This is a genomic window from Gemmatimonas aurantiaca (assembly GCF_037190085.1).
GTDB lineage: Bacteria > Gemmatimonadota > Gemmatimonadetes > Gemmatimonadales > Gemmatimonadaceae > Gemmatimonas > Gemmatimonas aurantiaca_A.
The window spans coordinates 308,798-327,622 of sequence record NZ_JBBCJO010000004.1 but is presented as its reverse complement, the minus strand read 5'-3'; the positions used below and the strand labels follow the sequence as shown (position 1 = coordinate 327,622).

The window sequence follows — 18,825 nt, the reverse complement described above, 5'->3', positions numbered from 1 at the left end:
TTCGCTTCGAGCCGATGCCCAAAGTCTGTCCCGTCTGCGGCACCAATTACGCCGATACGAACATCTTCTGCCCGGCAGATGGGTCGACGTTGCGGGCTGCCGATGCCGATGGCGATCTGATCGGTTCCGTCGTCGCCGATCGGTATCTTGTCACCGATCTGCTCGGTGAAGGTGGCATGGGCAAGGTCTACCTCGCGCGGCATGTGCGTCTGCCATTGCAGGCCGCCATCAAAGTGTTGCGCCCCGAGCTGCTCAAAGACCCCGCCTCGGTGGCGCGCTTCAATCGCGAAGCCGCGAACGCCAGCAGCATCGAACACGAACGTGTGGCGCGCGTGTTCGATTTCGGCGAGACGTCGGAAGGGCTGGTGTATCTGGCGATGGAGTACGTGAACGGCTCCACGCTCAAGAGTGTGCTCACGAAGGACGGACCACTCAGTGCGCAGCGCACCGCCGTCATCGTGCGGCAGGTGGCCGACGGCCTCGATGCCGCGCATCGCATGGGGATCGTGCATCGCGATCTCAAGCCCGACAACATTCTCGTCCAGCAGGACGACGAGGGTGTCGACAAGTGCAAAGTGGTGGACTTCGGTATCGCCAAGGCCGTGGGCAGCAACGAGAAGGAATCGGGGCTGACACGCACGGGCTTCGTGGTGGGCACGCCGGAATTCATGAGTCCCGAACAGCTCCTGGGCAGTCAGGTCGATCACCGCAGCGATGTGTATGCGCTCGCGCTGGTGGCGTATCAGTGTCTGACGCTCGATCTGCCGTTCGACGGCAACACACCGGATCGCGGCATGACGGCACGTCTGGTGGCCGAACCGCGCACGTTGAGTGTGGTGCGCCCCGACATGCAGTGGCCCGCCGGGTTGCAGCAGGTGTTCAATCAGGCGCTCGATCGCGATCCGGCCAAACGCACGGCCTCGGCCGGTGCTTTCGCCAAGGCCTTCGAAGCGGCGTTGCAGGCACCCGCACGGCCGGCATCAGCCGTCGCAGCAGCACCTGCCGCAACCGCCGGCGCCGCGCCCCCGGCCGCTCCGGCTTCGACCCAGGTGGACACGCCGGGCGCCGCGCGGGTCATCACCACGGTGGACAAGGAAGAAATCCGCCGGGAGCTCGGCAAGTCGGGCGCCAAGCCGAAGAGCACCACGCCCCCACCATCACGCACACCGGTGGCCAGTCCATCGGTGTCCCGCGCAACTCCGCAACCGGCGCCGCGGGTGGATGTGCAGACGCCGAAGCGCAGCGGTTTCCGCATGCCGCGCATTCCGTTGCCCAGTCTGTCGCTGGTGCTGGTGGTTGCTGCGGGGTGGTGGTGGTATACCAAGCAGCGGGCGCCGCGGGTGTCGGATATCGACCGGCTGGTGAATTCCGCCACGAATACCGCGGGCAAGCTGATCGAAGGGGCGCAGGGAGCGGCCACGACGGCGGCCACCACGGCCGTCGATGCCGCGCGCAATGTGACGAGCTCCGATCCAGCGGCATCCGGCAGTGCAACACCCACTACGCCCAGTGTAACACCGCCGGCCACGTCCGCCCCCGACGCGGCCGCGGGTGCAGGCGGTGCGCGTCCGACGTCGCCCGCATCTCCGGAGCCTGGTGCGACGCACACACCGTCACCAATGGCGACACGCGCCCTCGCCACGCTCGACAGCATCACCAAGGCTCTCGACCCTTCATCGGCCGATGAAAAGGATGCCCGCGCCGCCGTGCCCGTGCTGCAATCGCTCATCGCCCGACTGCCCACCGGCACCGACAGTACGTGGGCCTACATCCGCATCGCCGAAGCCCATCTGTTGATGGACGAGGTGAAGCCCGCGTGCACCGCGCTGCGTTCGGCACGGATCACCGCGAGATCGATGGCGCAGGCCGAGGTCATCAATCGGTACACGGGACAGTTGGGGTGCGGGCAGTAAAGCAGTCGCAAGTAGTGGGTTTGGAGTTTGGGGGGTGAACCATTGACCATCAGACGGGGCCGTGGTCTCGAGGTGGCACTCCGTTCGACATCGTGTCAGGGCGGGTGGGATATCCGCATCGACATGGTGCCGGTCACGCTCGAAGATCTGCTGCTCGTCGATCCGGGTGATGTCGCGCTGCTCGAGGTGTATCCGAAAAGGCGCTGATCCCGTCCGATCTCCTGGGCAATCGTGGGTGTCCGTTGTATGTGTGGACGAAGCAGGTAGCGGGTGATGGGTTGGGGGTTTGGAGTGAAACGGCCGGGTTGTGGGATGTGAGTGCCGGGTCCCGAGTTTGCTCCACGCCGCTCGTTCAGTGTTGCGCCGGCGCGCGTTCCTCGATCGAATGGAAGCTGAGGATCGGCGCGCCGTCTGCATCGAACTGGTGGATCGCGACGTGGCGATCCGTGAAACCCTCCAGTTTGGCGAGCTCAGTGGGCGGCATGGGCAGCGTCACCAGGGACAGCCGCATCCCCTGTCGATCGATCACGTACCAACGCCAGCGCTCAAACGCCGGATTGATCCAGATCCGGCCAGCCGGATCGTAACGCACCTCGAAGAAGGCCGGGAACACGCCGGGGTTACCCAGTTCGGCGGCGCGCGCCAGGGTCTTCTTTCGTTGGTCCGCGGAGGCGTCGCGGGGAAAGCCGGACTCCACGATGCTGTCGTACACGGCCTGGGACATCGGGCGCATGCCGCCGTGCACGTGCCACCGGCGCAGCGTTCGGCCATCCTCGATGGACACTTCCTGCAAGGCGAAAGTGCGGGAATCGCCGATCAGCAGGCTTTGGCCGTGGAACGTGAACGCCGGGATGAAAAGCACGTTGACGAAGTATTCGGAGACGCTGAGCGGACCGATCGTGAGCCGGGGCGTGCCATCGAGCCGATGGAAGGTATACGGCGCGCGCCGACGCCCGTCGGTGTCCACCACCGTGTGCAGACCATCCAGCACCAACAGGTCACCGCTGGCTGAGCAGGCGCGGTTGGGAATGACGCCTTCGCGTTCGTGGGCGTGGAGCAGCTGCCCCTGCCGGTTCCAGACCGACCACCGCCCGTCGCCGTCGATCACGGCGAGCGTGGTGTCGGCCTGCGGGCAGAGATCGCGGATACTGTCGAATTCGCCGGGCCCGTAGCCGTAGCGACCGGCGATGCGCAATAGCGTGCCGTCGGGGGCGTAGAACTTAAGCCGCTGATGATCGCCCACGACAATCGTGCCGTCGACCAGGGCGACCACGGGCAGGTGCGCCCGGGGATCGAACTCGAGGCTGTCGTTGTCGTACAGACCGCCGAGTCGGAACGACGGCCGCGCCGCGATGCGCAGCGGGCCGGGGCCCTGCGGGAGTCGCGCGAACTCCACGAGCGGTGCGGCTGCAGAGTCGGACGCAATGGTGCCGTCGATGCTCTCGAGCGGTGGCTCGGCGGCGCAGGCGCTGGCCGTCAATATCATCACCAACAACGGTACGCGCGGTGTGCAGCGGGGCATGAGTTGCGGGTTTGCTGTTTGGAGGTGAACAGCCGGGTCGTGGGCCACGGGATACAGGTCTCACGACCCGTAACCCCGCTGTTCACCTCCAAACCGTGAACACGTGACTCCAAACCCCTCCCCTATTTCGTCACCTGCGCCACGCAGCTCATGCGTCCCAGCCAGCCGCGCGTGAGCACCGACGACGCTTCCCGGCGCATCGCTTCGAACTGCACCCGCACGGGTTCCGCATCCTTGCCCGTGGCGTTCCACGTCACGCTCTGCCCTTCGAAGGCGTCGGCGCCGATCACGAGACGGAAGATCGCCCAGTCGCCACTCGCCTTTCGCACCGTCACCGGCTTGTTCTTCTTGAACTGCGCCTGCAACTCGGCGTCACGACCGTTGGTGGCGGGCCACACGACTTCGTTCTTGAACGACTTCTTGTCGAAGCGGGCTTCCTTGCCGTTGTTCTTGAGCACGAGCAGCGGCGTCTGATCGGTGATCACGCCACTCGCCAGCCAGCGCACCATGGGCGTCGCCGGATCCTCCGCAAAGAGTGCCGCCGACACTTCGGCCGCCCGATTGAAGAAATCCACGAAGCTCTTCGACAGCTCCACCTTGCCACCCGGTTTCGCCGCCCAGGTGTTGCCCGCCTTCTCGAGATAGGGCGCGAGCCGTTCCTGCTGGAACACCCACAGCTCGCCGCTGCCCGGTGCGAGAATGGCCTTCACATCGCCCACGTTCGCATCGTCGCGTGCATCGGGGTTGAACGGGAACCGCGACGTGAGCTTCTCCATCTGCGTGCAGAGCGCCCGTCCGCGCTCATTGAGCGCGGCCACTTCGGCCGCATTGCCGCCACCACCACCACCGCCAGCAGCGGCGGGCGCCGCCGGTGCCGCCGCCACGACACGACGCGTCGGCGGACGCTGCAGCGCCGCTGTCTTGAGCACCGCTTCCGCGCCCGTGATCGGCGCCAGCAGCAACTGCTCCACCGGAGACGCCAGTGCGCCACCCGCCCCGCTGACATCGAAGCCCTGCGACACGCGCTTGGCCGATACACGCGCCTTCGTGACATCACCGGCCGCCAGTTGCGCCGCCTGCACCAACGCCTGCGTGCTGGGCGTGTCCACCGCCGGCGGCATGTTCGACACCTGCAACAATGCGCCCTGCAGACCCAGCAAGCCATCCATATACGGCTGGTTCTTTTCCGATACGAACTTGTCCGTGATCTCCGGCGGCGTCACCGCATGCACCGGCTGGAACGCCTGGCGCATGGCCGAATCCGTCGCGGTATTCATGGCCACCGTGCGCAGCACGTCCAGCAGCGGTGATTTCACGCCCCCCAGGATATCGAGCTTGCTCGCGGCATCGGCCACGTTCGACGGCCGCACCACCGTCGCACTCTGCACCACCTGACGCCACGTGCGCACATAGTCGTCGGCGTACCGCGCCCGCAGCGCTGTCACCACCGAATCGCGATTCACGGCCTTCGACGCGGTGACATCCCCCACCACCCACGTCTCACCCTGGAAGTACCGATCGGCGTTGCGGAACGCATCGCTCATGAACGACGCGCCCTTGCTGCTGAAGGCGCCGGCCACTTCCTTCGTCGCCGTGAGAATGCCGGGCGCCTGCGGAATCGCCACCGGCGGCGCCTGCTTGTTGGCCGCGCCGATCATGTTGAGATAGATCTGCTCGGCGCCGGTGAATCGCGACAGGAAGTCGCGCGCATGACGCACCACCGACGCATCAGCGGTCCGCGGATACGGATTCGTCTTCGGCAACACGCCGGCGTAGTACTCGAACTGCCGACGCGCGAGCGCCGTGACATCGGCATCGGTGTCCATGCCACGCTGCCAGCTCGTGAGCAACACCGGCGCGAGGAATTCGGCCGTGCTGCTGTCAGGCGTGGTGGTGGTGATCAGATACCCCTTGAGCCAGCCGTACGATGTCGCGTAGTCGTTGGAGGCGGTGGGAATGTCGGGCAGGGCTTTCAGCGAATCGCGCAACGCGACCCACGAATCATTGAAGAGCTGTTTGTTGAACCCGTCGAACCACACCGGCCGCGCCGCATCGAGCAATGCCGGCCCGCGCCACAGTCCGAACCGCAGGCGGAACGGCGGACCATTCCGCTCGTATTGCTGCAGCGTATCGAGCTGCGCACGCAATGCATCGAGACGGGTGAGGGCTTCCGCACTCGGAAACGCGATCGTTCCCGGCTGCGCCTGCACCACCGGCAACGCCGCCACCGCACGCGCCGCATCCGACACCCGCCCCTGCAACGCCCGATTGCCCAGCCACGATATCGTCACGCCCAGCAGCAGCAGCAACGACGCGGCGATTGCGGTACCCAGCAGAATGCGCCGCGTGCGCTGCACACTCACGCCACCACGCGCCACCGACGCCGCACCCGTATCGGCGATGACCACCTCGCGCAGGAACCGGTCGAGGAACACCCACTCGGGCACCTTGCGTGTCACCGGCGCCGCGGCGGCGGGTGCCGAGGCCATCTCCGGTCGACGGAAGATGCCCGTCGCTCCCGTGGGCGCCTGCGGCGTCGCCACGGCGGTCGCCGCCCCCACATCCGTCACCACCACCGGCCGCGCGCCCGTGAAGTAGAAGCCCCGCAGCTGCGGACTCGATCCGAGCTGCGTGGGACGGCACAGCTCCACCAGGAACTGCGACACCGACGCCTGCAGTTTGCGCAGCTCGCGCGGCAATTCGTACGACGCATACCGCCGATCGAGCTGGGTCTCGCGCCCCAGCAGATCGACCCGGCGCGACCCAACCTGCTGCGCGATCTCCGCAAAAGCCGCATCGAGACGCGGCGTCAATCGTTCGGCGTAGTTGCCCGTGTTCACGCCCGGATCGAACGCCAGCGTCGCACCGAGCGGCGCGCGCAGTTCGTCCTTCGTGAACACGCTCACCCACGGCTCGAAATGCGGGATGCGGTCCATCTTGGTGAACATCACGTACACTGGCAGCGCGAGTCCGAGTTCGCGTGCCGCTTCGGCCAGCCGCTGACGCATGGACTGCGCGAGCTGCTGCAACTGTTCGCCATTGCCGCCGGCATAGAACAGATCGCAGGGCACACACACCACGGCCGCCCGCGGCGCGGCGTCTCCCTGTCCCACGGCGGCCGCCACACGCGGGGCGCGCAGGGCCCGCACCACCTTGCCGAACCGCGGCGCATCGGTGAGCAGACGACTCGCCAGTTCGGTGACCACGGCGTTCTGCATCGCCCACACATTGGCCGTCTTCGTCGACACCGGCACATCGTTGGCGCCCGCGGGGGCGTCACCGGCCAGCAATTGGGGATCGCCACCCGAGCGCGCCACCAGCGAGGTCTTGGCGCTGCCTTCGGGACCGAGCAGCAGCACCATGGCCCGCGACGCGAAACTGCCGCGCGGCAATCGACCGCGCGCCGCGCCGATGGCGAGCAGCACGTCGTCACCCGGATCGAGGACGGGCTCCTGATCCTGCGGCCTCAGGAACCAGACGATCGCCCCCGCCGCCACGAGACCCAGCAGGACGAGTCCGATACGCAGCACCCACCGCGAGACGGTATCCAGCGCCATCGTGCGTTCGAGCACGACCAGCACCACGAGGAAGAACAGCAGGACCGCGGCGGCGATGATCCACCGGGTGATGGGCTTGCGAGACGCCATGGGACGCGCGGAGGATGACGGTGAGAGCGGAACGCAGCAGAACTCAGCGGGCGACCGGAGACGTCGCGGCCGTCGTGCTCGAAGGAGCCGGTGCCAGCGCACGCACCGCATCGGTGCCGCCGCGCAGCGTGAACGCATAGGTGCCCCACAACACGAACAGCACGATCACCGCACCGATCGCACCCATCGCCAGCGGTCGCAGCCACGGATCACGGGCGTCCACCTTGTCGGCCGGTGGTTGCCAGTGCGGCGCGAGATCGCCCGCCACCCGGCGCAGACGACTCAATCGCTCGGCCACCTTCGTGGTGATCGCGTGAAGCTGACCATTGTCGACCGTACCGAACTTGCCGCGGAATCCCAGCAACAGGCAGAGCTGATACACCTCCAGCAACTCGGCCAGTTCGACGCTGTCCGGACGCACCAGCAGTTGATCGATGTGCTGGAAGAACCACTCGCCGCCCATGTGGCCACCGAACAGTTCGTCCTGCAGGGGACGGCGCGCCCATTCGGCGAGCGCCGGGATGCGCGTGTTGAGCACCGATTCGTCCAGGAAGGCCACGATCGCGAAGATCGCCAGACGGGCGTCCTGTGTGCTGTAGCCCATCTGCAGCGCCTCCTGTTCGGCGCGCGCGAGCAGTTGCACCATCTGGGCGCGGAAGGCGGCGGCATCCGGCACGGGCTGCCGATCGGCACGCAGGCGCACCACCGCCGTCAGCGCTTCCTGCAACGCGCTGGCCAGCCGCCCGGGTGCTGCGGTCGTTGGAGAGGTCACAACACGTCCCTGGAAAAGCCTGGAAGGACCTGAAAGGAATGGACTACCTGCCGGACTACTGCGGCAACAGCACCGCCAACTCGATATAGGTGCCCGGCAGTGCGTCGGGCACGTACACGCCGATCTCCCGCGTCTGCTGCAACCGCAGCGCGCACGGGCCGGCCACCGTGAGTTCGAAATACGTCAGATCCGGCTTCGGCGCCAATCCCGATGGGGGTGACGGGATGTGCTCCGTGGCGAGACCATTGAATGCGCTCTGTACCAGCCTGGCGACAAAATCGCTGGCGCAGGTTTTCGTCAACCGCTGCATGCGGTCGATGAGTTCCGCCTGTCCCAGTTCCGCGCGCGCGCCGAGAAACCACCGCGCCCCCGGTTCGAAGCACCGGGGGTCGGTGATCGTGGCCACGTGCAGCAGGTCGTTGCTCTGCTGCAATGGGATGATCAGCGCACGCGCGGAGATCACGACATCGAGATGTGCCCGCAACAGACGCTCGAGACCGTTGAAGGTATCCGTCGGCGCGCGATGATCGTACAGCGGAACGTCCTTCGGGTGACTGGTCATCGAAAAGGTGCAGAGTGCACCAGCCAGACGGGCCAGCTCCGCATACAGCCGTTCCGGGTGCGCACGCCGCGTGAGCAGCAGATGACGCAGCGGGGCATCGGCCGATCGCACCGCGTGCAGCAGCCAGCGGGTGGCGAGTTCATTGCCCATGTAGGCCGCACTGCCACCGGCGGCACCCGACGGGGCCTGCGACAGGGTGGCGACGAGGGCGCTGCCCTTGGCTTCCAGCAACGCGACGATCTCTCGCGCGAGCGTGAGCAGCCGCTCGCTCGCGGCGATCTGCACGCAGGGCGGGATGAAATCCCCGTCGAGCAGGAACTGTCCACGGCCGTCGCGACGGATGCGTGCCACGGGCAGCGCCACCAGATCGTCCGTGACTTCCTCGTCGAAGAGCACCCGCAGATTGCGCGCGGCAAACCGGATGGTCAGCGGATCGGCGCCGGTGGACTCGTCGCTGACCACTTCCTCGCGCGGACGGAACCGCAGCGCGCCATCGAGCGGGGAAGTCTGTACATTGGCAGCGTCCGGACGCCACGGCGCAAGGGCGAGATACACCACATGGGCATCACGCGTGGGGGAGAACCGTTCGGCCACGGCCACCGGTTCGGGCGCGTCATCGGCGTCGGGCAGATGGAACACCGTGCCGTCGGGCAGCACGCCCCGGGCCTGCACCAGAGAAAACGTGCCGTTGCGCAATCCGTCTTCGTCCACCGTGATGGCCGAGAGACCGAAGGCAAACGGCATCATGAGGCCCAGCGTGCGTGCCGTCTGCTCTTCGTGATAGCGGCGCTGCGCCTGGAAGTGTTGCGGTGTCAGATGCATCCCGTCTTCCCAGACCACACGGCGCGACGGCGGCGACGTCAGATGCACGGGGGCAACTCCGGGGAGCGGACGAAACGGTGGAGGAATCGCATGCGGGCGCGATTGCGGTTGAACGGCGGGACGTGAACAATTGAAGAATACATCGGCGTTCCGGATGTCGCGTCGTCATCTCGACGAGTGGCGGCCACCGCACGCATCACTCAGGCACCTCGCGACATGAGCGACGATTTCAACTCCCGCTACCGCTTGCTCAAGTGTGTGGCCGTGGATGACGGTATCCGGACCCACAATGCGCAGGAGCTGGCGACCGGTCGTGTCGTCATGGTGCACCTGGCCGATGCCGCGGGTCCCGAGGACGTGGAGCGTCTTCGCAACCAGTTGGGCCGACTCACCGGCGGTGACAAGAACCGCGTGCTGGAGACGGCCACGCTGCCCTCGGGTTTCGCGATCGTCACGGAGTTTCTGACGGGGCTGGGATCGTTCCCCACCTGGCTCGCGCAGCGCGGGGGCGGGGGCGGGGGCGGGACGGGAGGAGCCGATGCCACGGCGCCTGCGGTGACCGGACAGGTGACGCAGCCGGTGGCGATGCCGACGGTGGGCGAGACGGCGGTGACGGACACGGCGGTACCCGCGGCGCCGGTGGCCGGTGTGTCGATGATCGACGTGCCGGTTTCGCCAGTGCCTGAGGCGCCGCTGGCTCCGCCGCCGCTGGCTCCGCCGCCGGTATTCCCCACACCGGCGACACCTGAGCCGGCCAAGGCGCCCGGCGCGTTCACGCAGATGTTCGGCGCGCCCAGCATGCCGGCCAGTGCACCCGCCGCGCCGCCTGCAGCTCCGCCAGTCGCGCCACCCGCCGCGCCGCCGGTTGCCCAGCCTGCTCCGCCGCTGCCGCCTCCGCCCGCCCCGGCCGCGGAGGCTGCCAAAGCACCGGGTGCGTTCACCCAGATGTTCGGGGCGCCCAGTATTCCGTCCGCAGCAGCGGCCCCGCCGGCAGCTCCCGCAGCGCCGCCGGCCCCTGTTCCCGCACCCGCCGCGCCCCCGATCATCGCGCCGATCACGCCGCTGTCGATGCCTTCGGCGGCCCCGCCCGCACCTGCGCCCACGCCGGCAGCGCCGGTCACGCCGCCCGTTGCGGCCTCAGCCCCCGCGCCGGGCGCCTTCACGCAGATGTTCGGGGCGCCGAGTGTCCCGAGTCAACCTCCGGCAGCTCAGAATTTCGCGCCATCATCGAGCCAGCAACAGAGTATTTTTCCACCACCTGCTCCTGCATCTCCTCCATCGGCGTCCACGGGGCCCGGTGAATTCACCCGGATGTTCTCGGCGCCGGCCACGGCCGCGCCACTCCCCCAGAGCACCCCGGCCTCTCCGGTGGCACCACCAGCCGCGCCACCGGCCTGGCCTCCGGTGGCCGCCACAGCCACACCTGCGGCTCCCCCACCGATGCCGGCGCATGCTCCATTGTTCGGAGGCGTACCATCTCCGATCGGCAGCCCGCCCGCTGGCGCGGGGGCGCCGGCTTCGCCTTTCGTGCCCCCGGCCCCGATCAGCGCACCGGTGTTCCCGTCCACTCCCGCAGCCGCACCGATCGGCTCGGCGCCCTCTCCCCTGGCTTCCGCGGGCAATCCGCTGGGAGGCAGTCCGGGCATTCTGCCGCCGCCGATTTTTGCGGCCGGCAGCAATACCCCGTTGTCCCCACTCGGCGGGGCGCAGCCCGCCGGCGGACCGGCGGCCTCGGGCCCCAGCGACTTCACCCGGATGATCAGCAAGGCGCCGGCACCGGTCGTCGCCGCACCGGCTGCTCCCGCACCCGCTCCGGCACCGGCGGTGGTCAAAAAACCCGCGGTGCCGATCGGCCTGGTCATCGTGATCAGCGCCGTCGTCCTGATCGCGTCCATTCTGGTGGTGGTCATCGTCATGCGGCCGGCCGCGACTCCCGCCCCGGTGCCCGCAGCGCCGGCCACCACCGCGCCCGCCGTCCCGGCTCCCGCACCCGGTATCCCATGACCCGGTGGTTCACCATCAAACCGTAAGCCCACGGCCCGGAACACGCTGGCGCCGGTCGTGGGTTCAGCGTTGTGAGTTTGGAGTAGAACGGCCGGGTTGCGGGACCCGGGTCCCGGGTCGCGTGATCTGTTATGCATCACGCGTCACCCGGTGGTTCACCTCCAAACCCTGAACCCCCAACCCACGACGCCCCGTCAGGGGCTCACCGCAGCACGATCACCAGTTCGAAGCGCGCGTCCACCAGCTCCGCCGGGACGTACACGGCAAGATTCCGGGCGCGGGCGATCGCGTCCCACGCCCCACCGGCCTTGCGGATCGCGAAATACTGGAAGTCGAGCTTCACCGGCACCGCCGGCGGCGGCGCCGACACATGGGCCAGTTCGATCCCGGGCAGCGCCTGGCGAATGAGGGTGTCGACCACGTCGGCCGATCCGACCTTGCACCCCTGCATCACCTTCACGATCAGCTCCTGCTGCCGGAGCGGCGCACTCACCGCCAGGAACCACTGCGGCGCATCCAGCCACGCCGCCTGCTCCACAGCCACGGCGTGCAACGTCGGACGCACCGGCTTGAGCGGCAACGACACCGCCGCATCCACCACGGCCCCGTCCAGCAGTTCGAACAGCCGCCGCTCCAGTTCCGCGAAGCACTCACCCAGACGCAGGTGATCGTAACTGGGCAGCGTGCGGGCATCCGCCGTGGTGGCAAAGGCGGACAGCGCGCCCACCAGGGCCAGCATCGCTTCCCACAACACCGACGGGTGTCCCCGGCGCACCTCATGGAGATGGCGGAGCGCCGGCAGATGCGTATTGACGGTATACAGCAACCAGAAGCTGCCGACATCGGCCACCGAGAAGTCGGCCAGATCGGTGTTGCGCTGACGACGACTCCCCGCCAGTGAGGCGCTGCGGGCCGACAACCGCTCCACCAGACGACGCATCATCGCCGTCATCATGTCGCTGGCCGCCAGATCGAGCAGTGGCGGCACGAAGGTGTGGTCGAAGCTGACGTCACCGGCGGCGCCCTGCAGCAGCCGCGCGATGGGCATGGCCGTGTATCCCTCGAGGCTCTCGCCTTCGAGCAGCAGCCGCAGCGTCGGAGGCGCCACCTGGATCGGGCGCTCCGTCAGGCCGGTGGTCTCGTCGCGAGCCAGTTGTTCGTCGGCGTGCCACCGTGTGAGCACGGCATCCCCTACACGGGCCACGTTGCGGGCGCCGGGTCGGTATTCCGGCACCGCGAGATACACCAGCACCGCGCGCTGATCGGGCGCGAACGCCGAGGTGATCTCCTTGGGTGGCGGGGTCGGACCGGTGAGCGGCGCATCGAAGAGCAGTCCGTCGGGGAAACGACCGCTGACACTGTTCACCACCAGCGTACCACCAGTCAGCGCGGCCTGATCGAAGGCGATCTGCGAGACACCCCAGGGGCAGAACGTCAAGGCGCTCACCTGAAAGGCGAGCGACTCTTCATGGTGGCGATCCTGCGCCTGCAGGTGCTGGGGCGTGAGCAGGACGCCCTTCGTCCAGAGAACCGGTGGCAAGTGACGCATGCCCTAACGTATCCACGGAGCGGCACAGTCGTCAGGGCAATGCAGCCTGGTTTCAGGGAACTCCCTATACCGGCAGCGTCACGGCTTTGTCTGATCCGCTTGACTTTGTGACACACGCGGAGAACACTAGGCAGCCCCTTTTTCCCTCCCGTAGTTCCACCATTGGCTGGCTCATCGCGCCGGAGCACTCGCATGGCCGACAGTACCCAGAAGAAACTGGAGCGCGTTCGTCCCCCTCGGATTCAGATCTCGTACGAGGTCGAAACGGGTGGCGCCATTGAAATGAAGGAGCTCCCGTTCCTCATGGGCGTCCTCGGGGATTTCAGCGGGAATCCCGCCGAACCGCTCCCGCGTCTGAAAGACCGCAAGTTCGTCGAAATCACGCCGGATAACTTCGACGACACGCTCGCGAGCATGAAGCCGCGTCTGCAGATCGCCGTGGAAAACAAGCTCTCCGACGACGAGAACGCGCCCAAGCTCGGCGTGGAGCTGAACTTCCGCAGCATGGACGACTTCAACCCCGAGAACGTGGCGAAGCAGGTCAAGCCGCTGCGTGAGCTGCTCGAACTGCGCACCGAGCTTTCCAACCTCCGCGCGAATCTGCAGACGAACGAGAAGCTCGATGAAGTGCTGCAGAACACCCTTGGCGATTCGGACAAGATGGCCAAGCTGAAGTCCGAACTCGGTCTGGAGAGCTGACCATGGCCGATCCCACACAAGCCGCCGCGCAATCCGTCACGACCGACGCGGAGCTCACGCTCCTCGACCAGATCGTCGAACAGGGCCGCCTCGGCAAGGACGCCGAGTCCAAGAGCAAGGGGAAGGATCTCGTCAAGCGCTTCGTCAGCGAAGTGCTCGAGGGATCCATCACCATCAATCGCGACACCGAAACGATGATCAATGCGCGCATCGCGCAGATCGATCATCTCCTGTCGTTGCAGCTCAACGAGATCCTGCATCACCCCGACTTCCAGCGCCTCGAGGCGTCGTGGCGCGGGCTGCAGTATCTGATCAAGAATTCCGAGACGGGCACCATGCTGAAGGTGAAGGTGCTCAACGTCTCCAAGAAGGATCTGCTGCGCGACCTGCAGCGAGCGCCCGAGTTCGATCAGAGCGCGCTGTTCAAGAAGGTGTACGAAGAGGAGTACGGCGTCTTCGGCGGTACGCCCTTCGGCGCGATCGTCGGCGACTACTACTTCGACAAGAGCGGCCAGGACATCGAACTGCTCGAGAAGGTGTCCAACGTGGCCGCCGCCGCGCACGCGCCGTTCATCAGCGCCGCGTCGAACGACATGTTCAACCTCGAGAGCTGGGCCGACCTCGATACGCCGCGCGATCTCGCCAAGGTCTTCGACAGCACGGAGTACGCCCGCTGGAAGAGCTTCCGCTCCAGCGAGGACTCGCGCTATGTGGCGCTCACCGCGCCGCGCATCCTGGTGCGTGAGCCGTACGGGGCCGCGACGGTGCCGGTGGAAGAGTTCAATTACGAGGAACGCGTCGACGGCACCAACCACGACCACTATTGCTGGGGCAACGCGGCCTACGCGATGGCCGCGAACATCAACAAGGCGTTCGCGTTCTACGGCTGGTGTGCCTCCATCCGCGGCGTGGAGAGCGGCGGCCTCGTCGAAGGCCTGCCCGTGCACAACTTCCGCACCGAATCGGGCGAGATCGCCATGAAGTGCCCGACGGAAGTGCAGATCACCGATCGCCGCGAGAAGGAACTGGCCGATCTCGGCTTCGCCCCGCTCGTGCACCAGAAGGGCACCGCCAACGCGGCCTTCTTCTCGGTGCAGTCGGCGCAGAAGCCCAAGACGTACGACGATCCGAAGGCCACGGCCGCCGCGCGCCTCTCGGCGCAGTTGCCGTACATCTTCGCCACGTCGCGGTTCGCGCATTACCTCAAGGTGATGATGCGCGACAAGATCGGTGGCTACACCTCGCGCAACGAGATCGACGCCTTCCTCAACCGCTGGATCCAGAACTACGTCGCCGTCGAAGACGCCACCGCATCCATCAAGGCCCGCAAGCCGTTGTCGGAAGCACGCGTCGACGTCGTCGAAATCCCGGGCAAGCCGGGTGCCTATCGTGCGGTGGCCTTCATGAAGCCGCACTACCAGCTCGACGAACTCGCCGTGTCCATGCGGCTGGTGGCGGACCTCCCGCAGCCCGCCAAGTAACTGCTCACTCACCGCAGTGCCGTAGTTCCGTCCATCACCGTTCAATACCCAGGGAGAAGCACAGATGGCGTTCGATACCTATATCAAGATTGAAGGCGTTGAAGGCGAAGCCACCGCCGATGGCTTCGAGAAGCAGATCGAGATCTATTCGTTCAGCTGGGGCGCGTCGAACCCCACGACGATCGGCTCCGGCTCGTCGGGCCTGTCGGCCGGCAAGGTCAGCATCTCGAGCTTCAACATCATGAAGAAGACCGAGAAGTCGTCCGCCCGTCTCTTCGCGGCCTGCTGCAAGGGTGATCATTTCACCTCGGCCCTCGTCAGCCTGCGCAAGGCCACCGGTGAAGGCGGCCAGGGTGTCTACCTCACGTACAAGTTCACCGACGTGATGGTGGAGAGCATCCAGTGGTCGGGTTCGAGCGGCGGTGACGACACGCCGACCGAATCGGTGTCGCTGTGCTTCGCGAAGGTCGAGATCGAGTACAAGAACCAGGGCAAGGACGGCAAGCTCGCCGTGGCCGGTCAGGCCGCCTGGGATATCACCAAGGTCAAGGCCTGAGCAGGCGCCGCGCCCATGGCCAACGCACAAGCCCTCTACGCGGCCGGCCAGCTCGGCGCGGCAATCGACACGCTGGGCGTCGAACTCCGGAACCATCCGGCCGACGCCCAGCGGCGGACCTTCCTCTTCGAGCTGCTCACCTTTGCCGGCGACTGGAGCCGCGCCGAGAAGCAACTCGACGTGCTCGCGAAAAACGGCCACATGGCCGAAGCGGGCACCATGCTCTACCGCTCGGCCATCACGGCCGAACGCGTGCGGGAACACATGTTCGACAGCGGCGACTTCCCCACCGACGCGGCACCCTCGCCGGTGACCGGGACGTACAATGGGGAACGCTTCACCTCCATCGAAGACGCCGATCCCCGCATCGGCGCCCGTCTCGAGGTGATCGCGGGTGGCCGCTACCTCTGGATCCCCTTCGCGCACATCGCGAGCATCGGCATGCAGCCGCCGACCCGGCTCCGCGATCTGCATTGGGCCCCCGCCCAACTGCGCACCGGCCCCTCGGTGCGTGATCTCGAACTCGGCGAAGTCCTCCTTCCGGCCATCACGCCGGGTGCGGGACGACTGAGCGATGACGAGCTGCGGCTCGGTCGCGCCGCCGACTGGGAAGAGCTCCCCTCCGGTGACTTCGCGCCCATCGGGCAGAAGATGCTGCGCATCGACGATCGGCTCGTGCCGCTCCTCGAGGTGCGGGAACTCCTCATCGATACCTGAGTCGCCCGACGTCTGCCGTTGGCGTATGCCCCGGCAGACGCTCATGGCATACACCGACGGCACACGCCGTTCGCGGAGATCGCTCCGCCGCCTGATGCCGATCGCCGCGTCCCGCAGTCTTCGCCCCATTTTTCCACGGCATGCCTGTCAATTCCGAACTGCTCGCGACGCTGCTCACACCCATTCCGGGTGACAACCCTTCGGGGCGCGATCTGCGCTACGACCCGGCGTACGATGCGTTCAAGGAAGAGCGCCGCGAAGACCTCGCGATCCCCGGCAGCGACGACGGCAGTCGGAAGGTGGCCGACTGGAATCGGGTCATCGCGCTGGGCACCGATCTGCTCGGCAAGCAGACCAAGGATCTGCAGCTTGGCGCGTGGATGACCGAAGCGCTGCTCCGCCGCAATGGCGTGAGCGGTCTCATCACCGGTCTGGAGACACTCCGCGGTCTGCTCGAACAGTTCTGGGACACGCTCTATCCCGAGATCGAGGACGACGATCTCGAGCTGCGTCTCGGTCCCCTCGAGTGGGTGGGCAGCAAGCTCACGCTCGGCATCCAGCAGGTGGTCGTCGCGTCGGGCGGCGTCACCTATCTCGACTACACGCAGTCCCGTCCCATTCCGCTCGAAAGCGCGATCGCCGAAGCCTCGTACGACGATCAGAAGGGGCTGCGCGCCGCCCGTGAGGAGGCCCTGACCTTCGGCAAGATGATGCCGGAGGACGTGGACGCGGCGCTCGAGAACACCACGAAGGTGTTCTTCAAGCCGCTGCTCGCCGACATCGATGCCGCACTGGCCGCACTGGCCGCACTGGAGAAAACCGCCGACGAGCGTTTCGGACGCGATGCCCCCGCGTTCACGAGCATGCGCGGTGGGCTCGACGAGTTGCGGCGCTTCACGGCCAGCACCCTGGCCCGCAAGCTCGAAGCCGATCCGGATCCGGTCGATGTCATGGCCGAGGAAGGAGAGGGTGCCGCCCTCGCCGCCGATGCCGATGGGCCGCAGACGCCCGAGCCGGTCAACCGGCAGGATGCCTCGCAGCGTATCGCCGTCGTGGCCCGCTGGTTCCGCCAGCAGGACCCCACGAATCCCGCGCCCTACGCCATGGTGCGCGGCTTCCGCTGGGGCGAACTGCGCGCGTCGGCACCCGATATCGACCCCAAACTGCTCGAAGCACCGGTCACCACCATCCGCTCGCGTCTCAAGACGCTGCTGCTCGACGGCAAATGGCCCGATCTCCTCGAGCAGTCGGAAGCGCTCATGGCCACGCCCTCCGGTCGCGGATGGCTCGACCTGCAGCGTTACGTACTGACGGCCTGCGCCAATCTTGGCGGCAGCTATGATGGAGTGGCTGCGGCCATTCGCAGCGAACTGCGCGCCCTGCTCGCGGCCGCGCCGACGCTCCCCCGGATGACGCTCATGGACGATACGCCGACTGCCAACGACGAGACCCGCGCCTGGCTCGAGGGTGATGCCCTCGCCGACGAGGCACCGGCCGATGCCGAGGATACCATCGTCGCCGAAGGCCAGGAGGGCGAAGACACGCCGCTGTCCGACGGCACCGACACCCTGTCCGACGCCATCGAGGACGATCAGAGCACCTCCCAGCAGGGTGGGTTCGCGCGTCCCGCGCGCCGCGCCCGCGCCCCACGGGCCCGCGATCCGTTCGATCTCGCCCGCAACGAACTCGCGTTGGGGCGCCCCAATCGGGCCATCGAGCTGCTCACGGCCGAACTGGCGCGCGATCCGTCGCCCCGGGGACGTTTCGTGCGCCAGACGCAGATCGCCTACATCATGGTGGAAGCCGGTCTGCACGCCGTCGCCCAGCCGATCCTGCAGAAACTCGTCGAGACCATCGACGAACGCACGCTCGATCAGTGGGAATCGGGACCGCTGGTGGCACAGCCGATCGCACTGCTCTATCGCGTACTCGGTCACACTGGCGGTGATGACAGCGAGCGGTACCAGCTCTATCTGCGGATCTGCCGTCTCGATCCGTTGCAGGCCATGACGCTGCCGGCGCCCTGACGGGCATCGGTCGCCCGCATCGCCACTCCAGCGCCATGGCCCGCACCGAACTCGATCGCAACGTCCTGCCATCGCTCCTCGACCGTCTCACCGACGAGTCGCCGCGCGATGCCGCCGACGTCCCCCTGACCCGCGAGGAATCCGCGCGCCGCTTCCGCATGTCGGTACAGCGGGACGTGGAGCAATTGCTCAACACGCGTCGCACCATCGTCGCGGTGGACCCCATGTTCGCCGCCGTGCTCGATTCGGTGCACGAATACGGTCTCCCCGACACCACCGGCACGGCGCCCGGCACCGCCGAGGGACGGCAGCGCCTCACCGACGACGTCCGCGACACCATTCTGCGCTTCGAACCCCGCCTCACCAACGTGAACGTCCGCCTCACCGAGAGCGATCAGGTGAAGACCCCGCAGGTCCGCTTCGTGGTGGAAGGCACGCTGCGCATGGATCCCACACCGGAACAGATCGTGTTCGACACGGTGCTCGACGTCCCCACCGGGGTCATCGACATCCAGGACAAGCCGTAGGTCCCGGCGTCGCCATGAATACACCGT

At 67.0% G+C, this 18,825-nt stretch carries 14 protein-coding genes; 9 read left to right on the top strand and 5 right to left on the bottom strand.

The features are described from left to right. Nucleotides 1-14: 14 nt before the first annotated feature. Together WG208_RS05565 and WG208_RS05560 are read left to right on the top strand one after the other, a co-directional pair. On the top strand, nucleotides 15-1,913 hold the full coding sequence (locus WG208_RS05565; RefSeq protein ID WP_337170346.1) for a serine/threonine-protein kinase: 1,899 nt from the start codon (nucleotides 15-17) through the stop codon (nucleotides 1,911-1,913). A gap of 42 nt (nucleotides 1,914-1,955) precedes the next feature. Next, nucleotides 1,956-2,120 carry a hypothetical protein gene (locus tag WG208_RS05560; protein ID WP_337170345.1) on the top strand — a complete coding sequence of 55 codons (165 nt, stop codon included), beginning with the start codon at nucleotides 1,956-1,958 and terminating at the stop codon, nucleotides 2,118-2,120. 145 nt (nucleotides 2,121-2,265) lie between these two features. Here the strand turns inward: WG208_RS05560 and WG208_RS05555 are convergent, their stop codons facing one another. From WG208_RS05555 to tssK (WG208_RS05540), 4 genes are all read right to left on the bottom strand, one after another. Further along, nucleotides 2,266-3,399, bottom strand: coding sequence for a hypothetical protein (locus WG208_RS05555; RefSeq protein WP_337170344.1), 1,134 nt, complete (start codon nucleotides 3,397-3,399; stop codon nucleotides 2,266-2,268). Between the two features lie 158 nt (nucleotides 3,400-3,557). Beyond that, nucleotides 3,558-7,082, bottom strand: coding sequence for an ImcF-related family protein (locus tag WG208_RS05550; RefSeq protein WP_337170343.1), 3,525 nt, complete (start codon nucleotides 7,080-7,082; stop codon nucleotides 3,558-3,560). A 43-nt stretch (nucleotides 7,083-7,125) separates the two neighbouring features. Beyond that, on the bottom strand, nucleotides 7,126-7,854 hold the full coding sequence (locus WG208_RS05545; RefSeq protein ID WP_337170342.1) for a DotU family type IV/VI secretion system protein: 729 nt from the start codon (nucleotides 7,852-7,854) through the stop codon (nucleotides 7,126-7,128). A gap of 55 nt (nucleotides 7,855-7,909) precedes the next feature. Then, nucleotides 7,910-9,286 (bottom strand): type VI secretion system baseplate subunit TssK, encoded by a 1,377-nt coding sequence (gene tssK / locus WG208_RS05540; protein ID WP_337170341.1) that lies wholly within the window; start codon nucleotides 9,284-9,286, stop codon nucleotides 7,910-7,912. A gap of 168 nt (nucleotides 9,287-9,454) precedes the next feature. On the opposite strand from tssK (WG208_RS05540), the gene WG208_RS05535 reads away from it, so the two are divergent. After that, nucleotides 9,455-11,242, top strand: coding sequence for a hypothetical protein (locus tag WG208_RS05535; RefSeq protein WP_337170340.1), 1,788 nt, complete (start codon nucleotides 9,455-9,457; stop codon nucleotides 11,240-11,242). Nucleotides 11,243-11,444: 202 nt separating this feature from the next. Here the strand turns inward: WG208_RS05535 and tssK (WG208_RS05530) are convergent, their stop codons facing one another. After that, nucleotides 11,445-12,791: a type VI secretion system baseplate subunit TssK gene (tssK, locus tag WG208_RS05530; RefSeq protein ID WP_337170339.1), complete on the bottom strand. Its 1,347-nt coding sequence runs from the start codon at nucleotides 12,789-12,791 to the stop codon at nucleotides 11,445-11,447. A gap of 192 nt (nucleotides 12,792-12,983) precedes the next feature. On the opposite strand from tssK (WG208_RS05530), the gene tssB reads away from it, so the two are divergent. The 6 genes from tssB (at nucleotide 12,984) to tssE (ending at nucleotide 18,798) form a co-directional block, all read left to right on the top strand. After that, the gene (tssB, locus tag WG208_RS05525) at nucleotides 12,984-13,490 is read left to right on the top strand and encodes a type VI secretion system contractile sheath small subunit (RefSeq protein ID WP_337170338.1); all 507 of its coding nucleotides are present in this window, start codon (nucleotides 12,984-12,986) and stop codon (nucleotides 13,488-13,490) included. Nucleotides 13,491-13,492: 2 nt separating this feature from the next. Beyond that, nucleotides 13,493-14,971, top strand: coding sequence for a type VI secretion system contractile sheath large subunit (tssC, locus tag WG208_RS05520; RefSeq protein WP_337170337.1), 1,479 nt, complete (start codon nucleotides 13,493-13,495; stop codon nucleotides 14,969-14,971). Nucleotides 14,972-15,035: 64 nt separating this feature from the next. Continuing rightward, a complete protein-coding gene (locus WG208_RS05515) occupies nucleotides 15,036-15,527 on the top strand; it encodes a type VI secretion system tube protein Hcp (RefSeq protein ID WP_337170336.1) in 492 nt (163 codons plus the stop codon). Nucleotides 15,528-15,542: 15 nt separating this feature from the next. Beyond that, entirely contained in the window at nucleotides 15,543-16,244 is a 702-nt protein-coding gene (locus tag WG208_RS05510; RefSeq protein ID WP_337170335.1) for a type VI secretion system accessory protein TagJ, read from the top strand. A gap of 140 nt (nucleotides 16,245-16,384) precedes the next feature. Next, nucleotides 16,385-18,271 carry a type VI secretion system protein TssA gene (tssA, locus tag WG208_RS05505; protein WP_337170334.1) on the top strand — a complete coding sequence of 629 codons (1,887 nt, stop codon included), beginning with the start codon at nucleotides 16,385-16,387 and terminating at the stop codon, nucleotides 18,269-18,271. Nucleotides 18,272-18,306: 35 nt separating this feature from the next. Then, nucleotides 18,307-18,798, top strand: coding sequence for a type VI secretion system baseplate subunit TssE (gene tssE, locus WG208_RS05500; RefSeq protein ID WP_337170333.1), 492 nt, complete (start codon nucleotides 18,307-18,309; stop codon nucleotides 18,796-18,798). Nucleotides 18,799-18,825: the final 27 nt, after the last annotated feature.

Bases quoted from the DNA above. Each gene is read 5' to 3' on its own strand.
- WG208_RS05565 (WP_337170346.1), top strand. From the start codon at position 15: ATGCCCAAAGTCTGTCCCGTCTGCGGCACCAATTACGCCGATACGAAC.
- WG208_RS05555 (WP_337170344.1), bottom strand. From the start codon at position 3,399: ATGATATTGACGGCCAGCGCCTGCGCCGCCGAGCCACCGCTCGAGAGC.
- WG208_RS05550 (WP_337170343.1), bottom strand. From the start codon at position 7,082: ATGGCGTCTCGCAAGCCCATCACCCGGTGGATCATCGCCGCCGCGGTC.
- WG208_RS05535 (WP_337170340.1), top strand. From the start codon at position 9,455: ATGAGCGACGATTTCAACTCCCGCTACCGCTTGCTCAAGTGTGTGGCC.
- tssK (WP_337170339.1), bottom strand. From the start codon at position 12,791: ATGCGTCACTTGCCACCGGTTCTCTGGACGAAGGGCGTCCTGCTCACG.
- tssB (WP_337170338.1), top strand. From the start codon at position 12,984: ATGGCCGACAGTACCCAGAAGAAACTGGAGCGCGTTCGTCCCCCTCGG.
- tssC (WP_337170337.1), top strand. From the start codon at position 13,493: ATGGCCGATCCCACACAAGCCGCCGCGCAATCCGTCACGACCGACGCG.
- WG208_RS05515 (WP_337170336.1), top strand. From the start codon at position 15,036: ATGGCGTTCGATACCTATATCAAGATTGAAGGCGTTGAAGGCGAAGCC.
- WG208_RS05510 (WP_337170335.1), top strand. From the start codon at position 15,543: ATGGCCAACGCACAAGCCCTCTACGCGGCCGGCCAGCTCGGCGCGGCA.
- tssA (WP_337170334.1), top strand. From the start codon at position 16,385: ATGCCTGTCAATTCCGAACTGCTCGCGACGCTGCTCACACCCATTCCG.
- tssE (WP_337170333.1), top strand. From the start codon at position 18,307: ATGGCCCGCACCGAACTCGATCGCAACGTCCTGCCATCGCTCCTCGAC.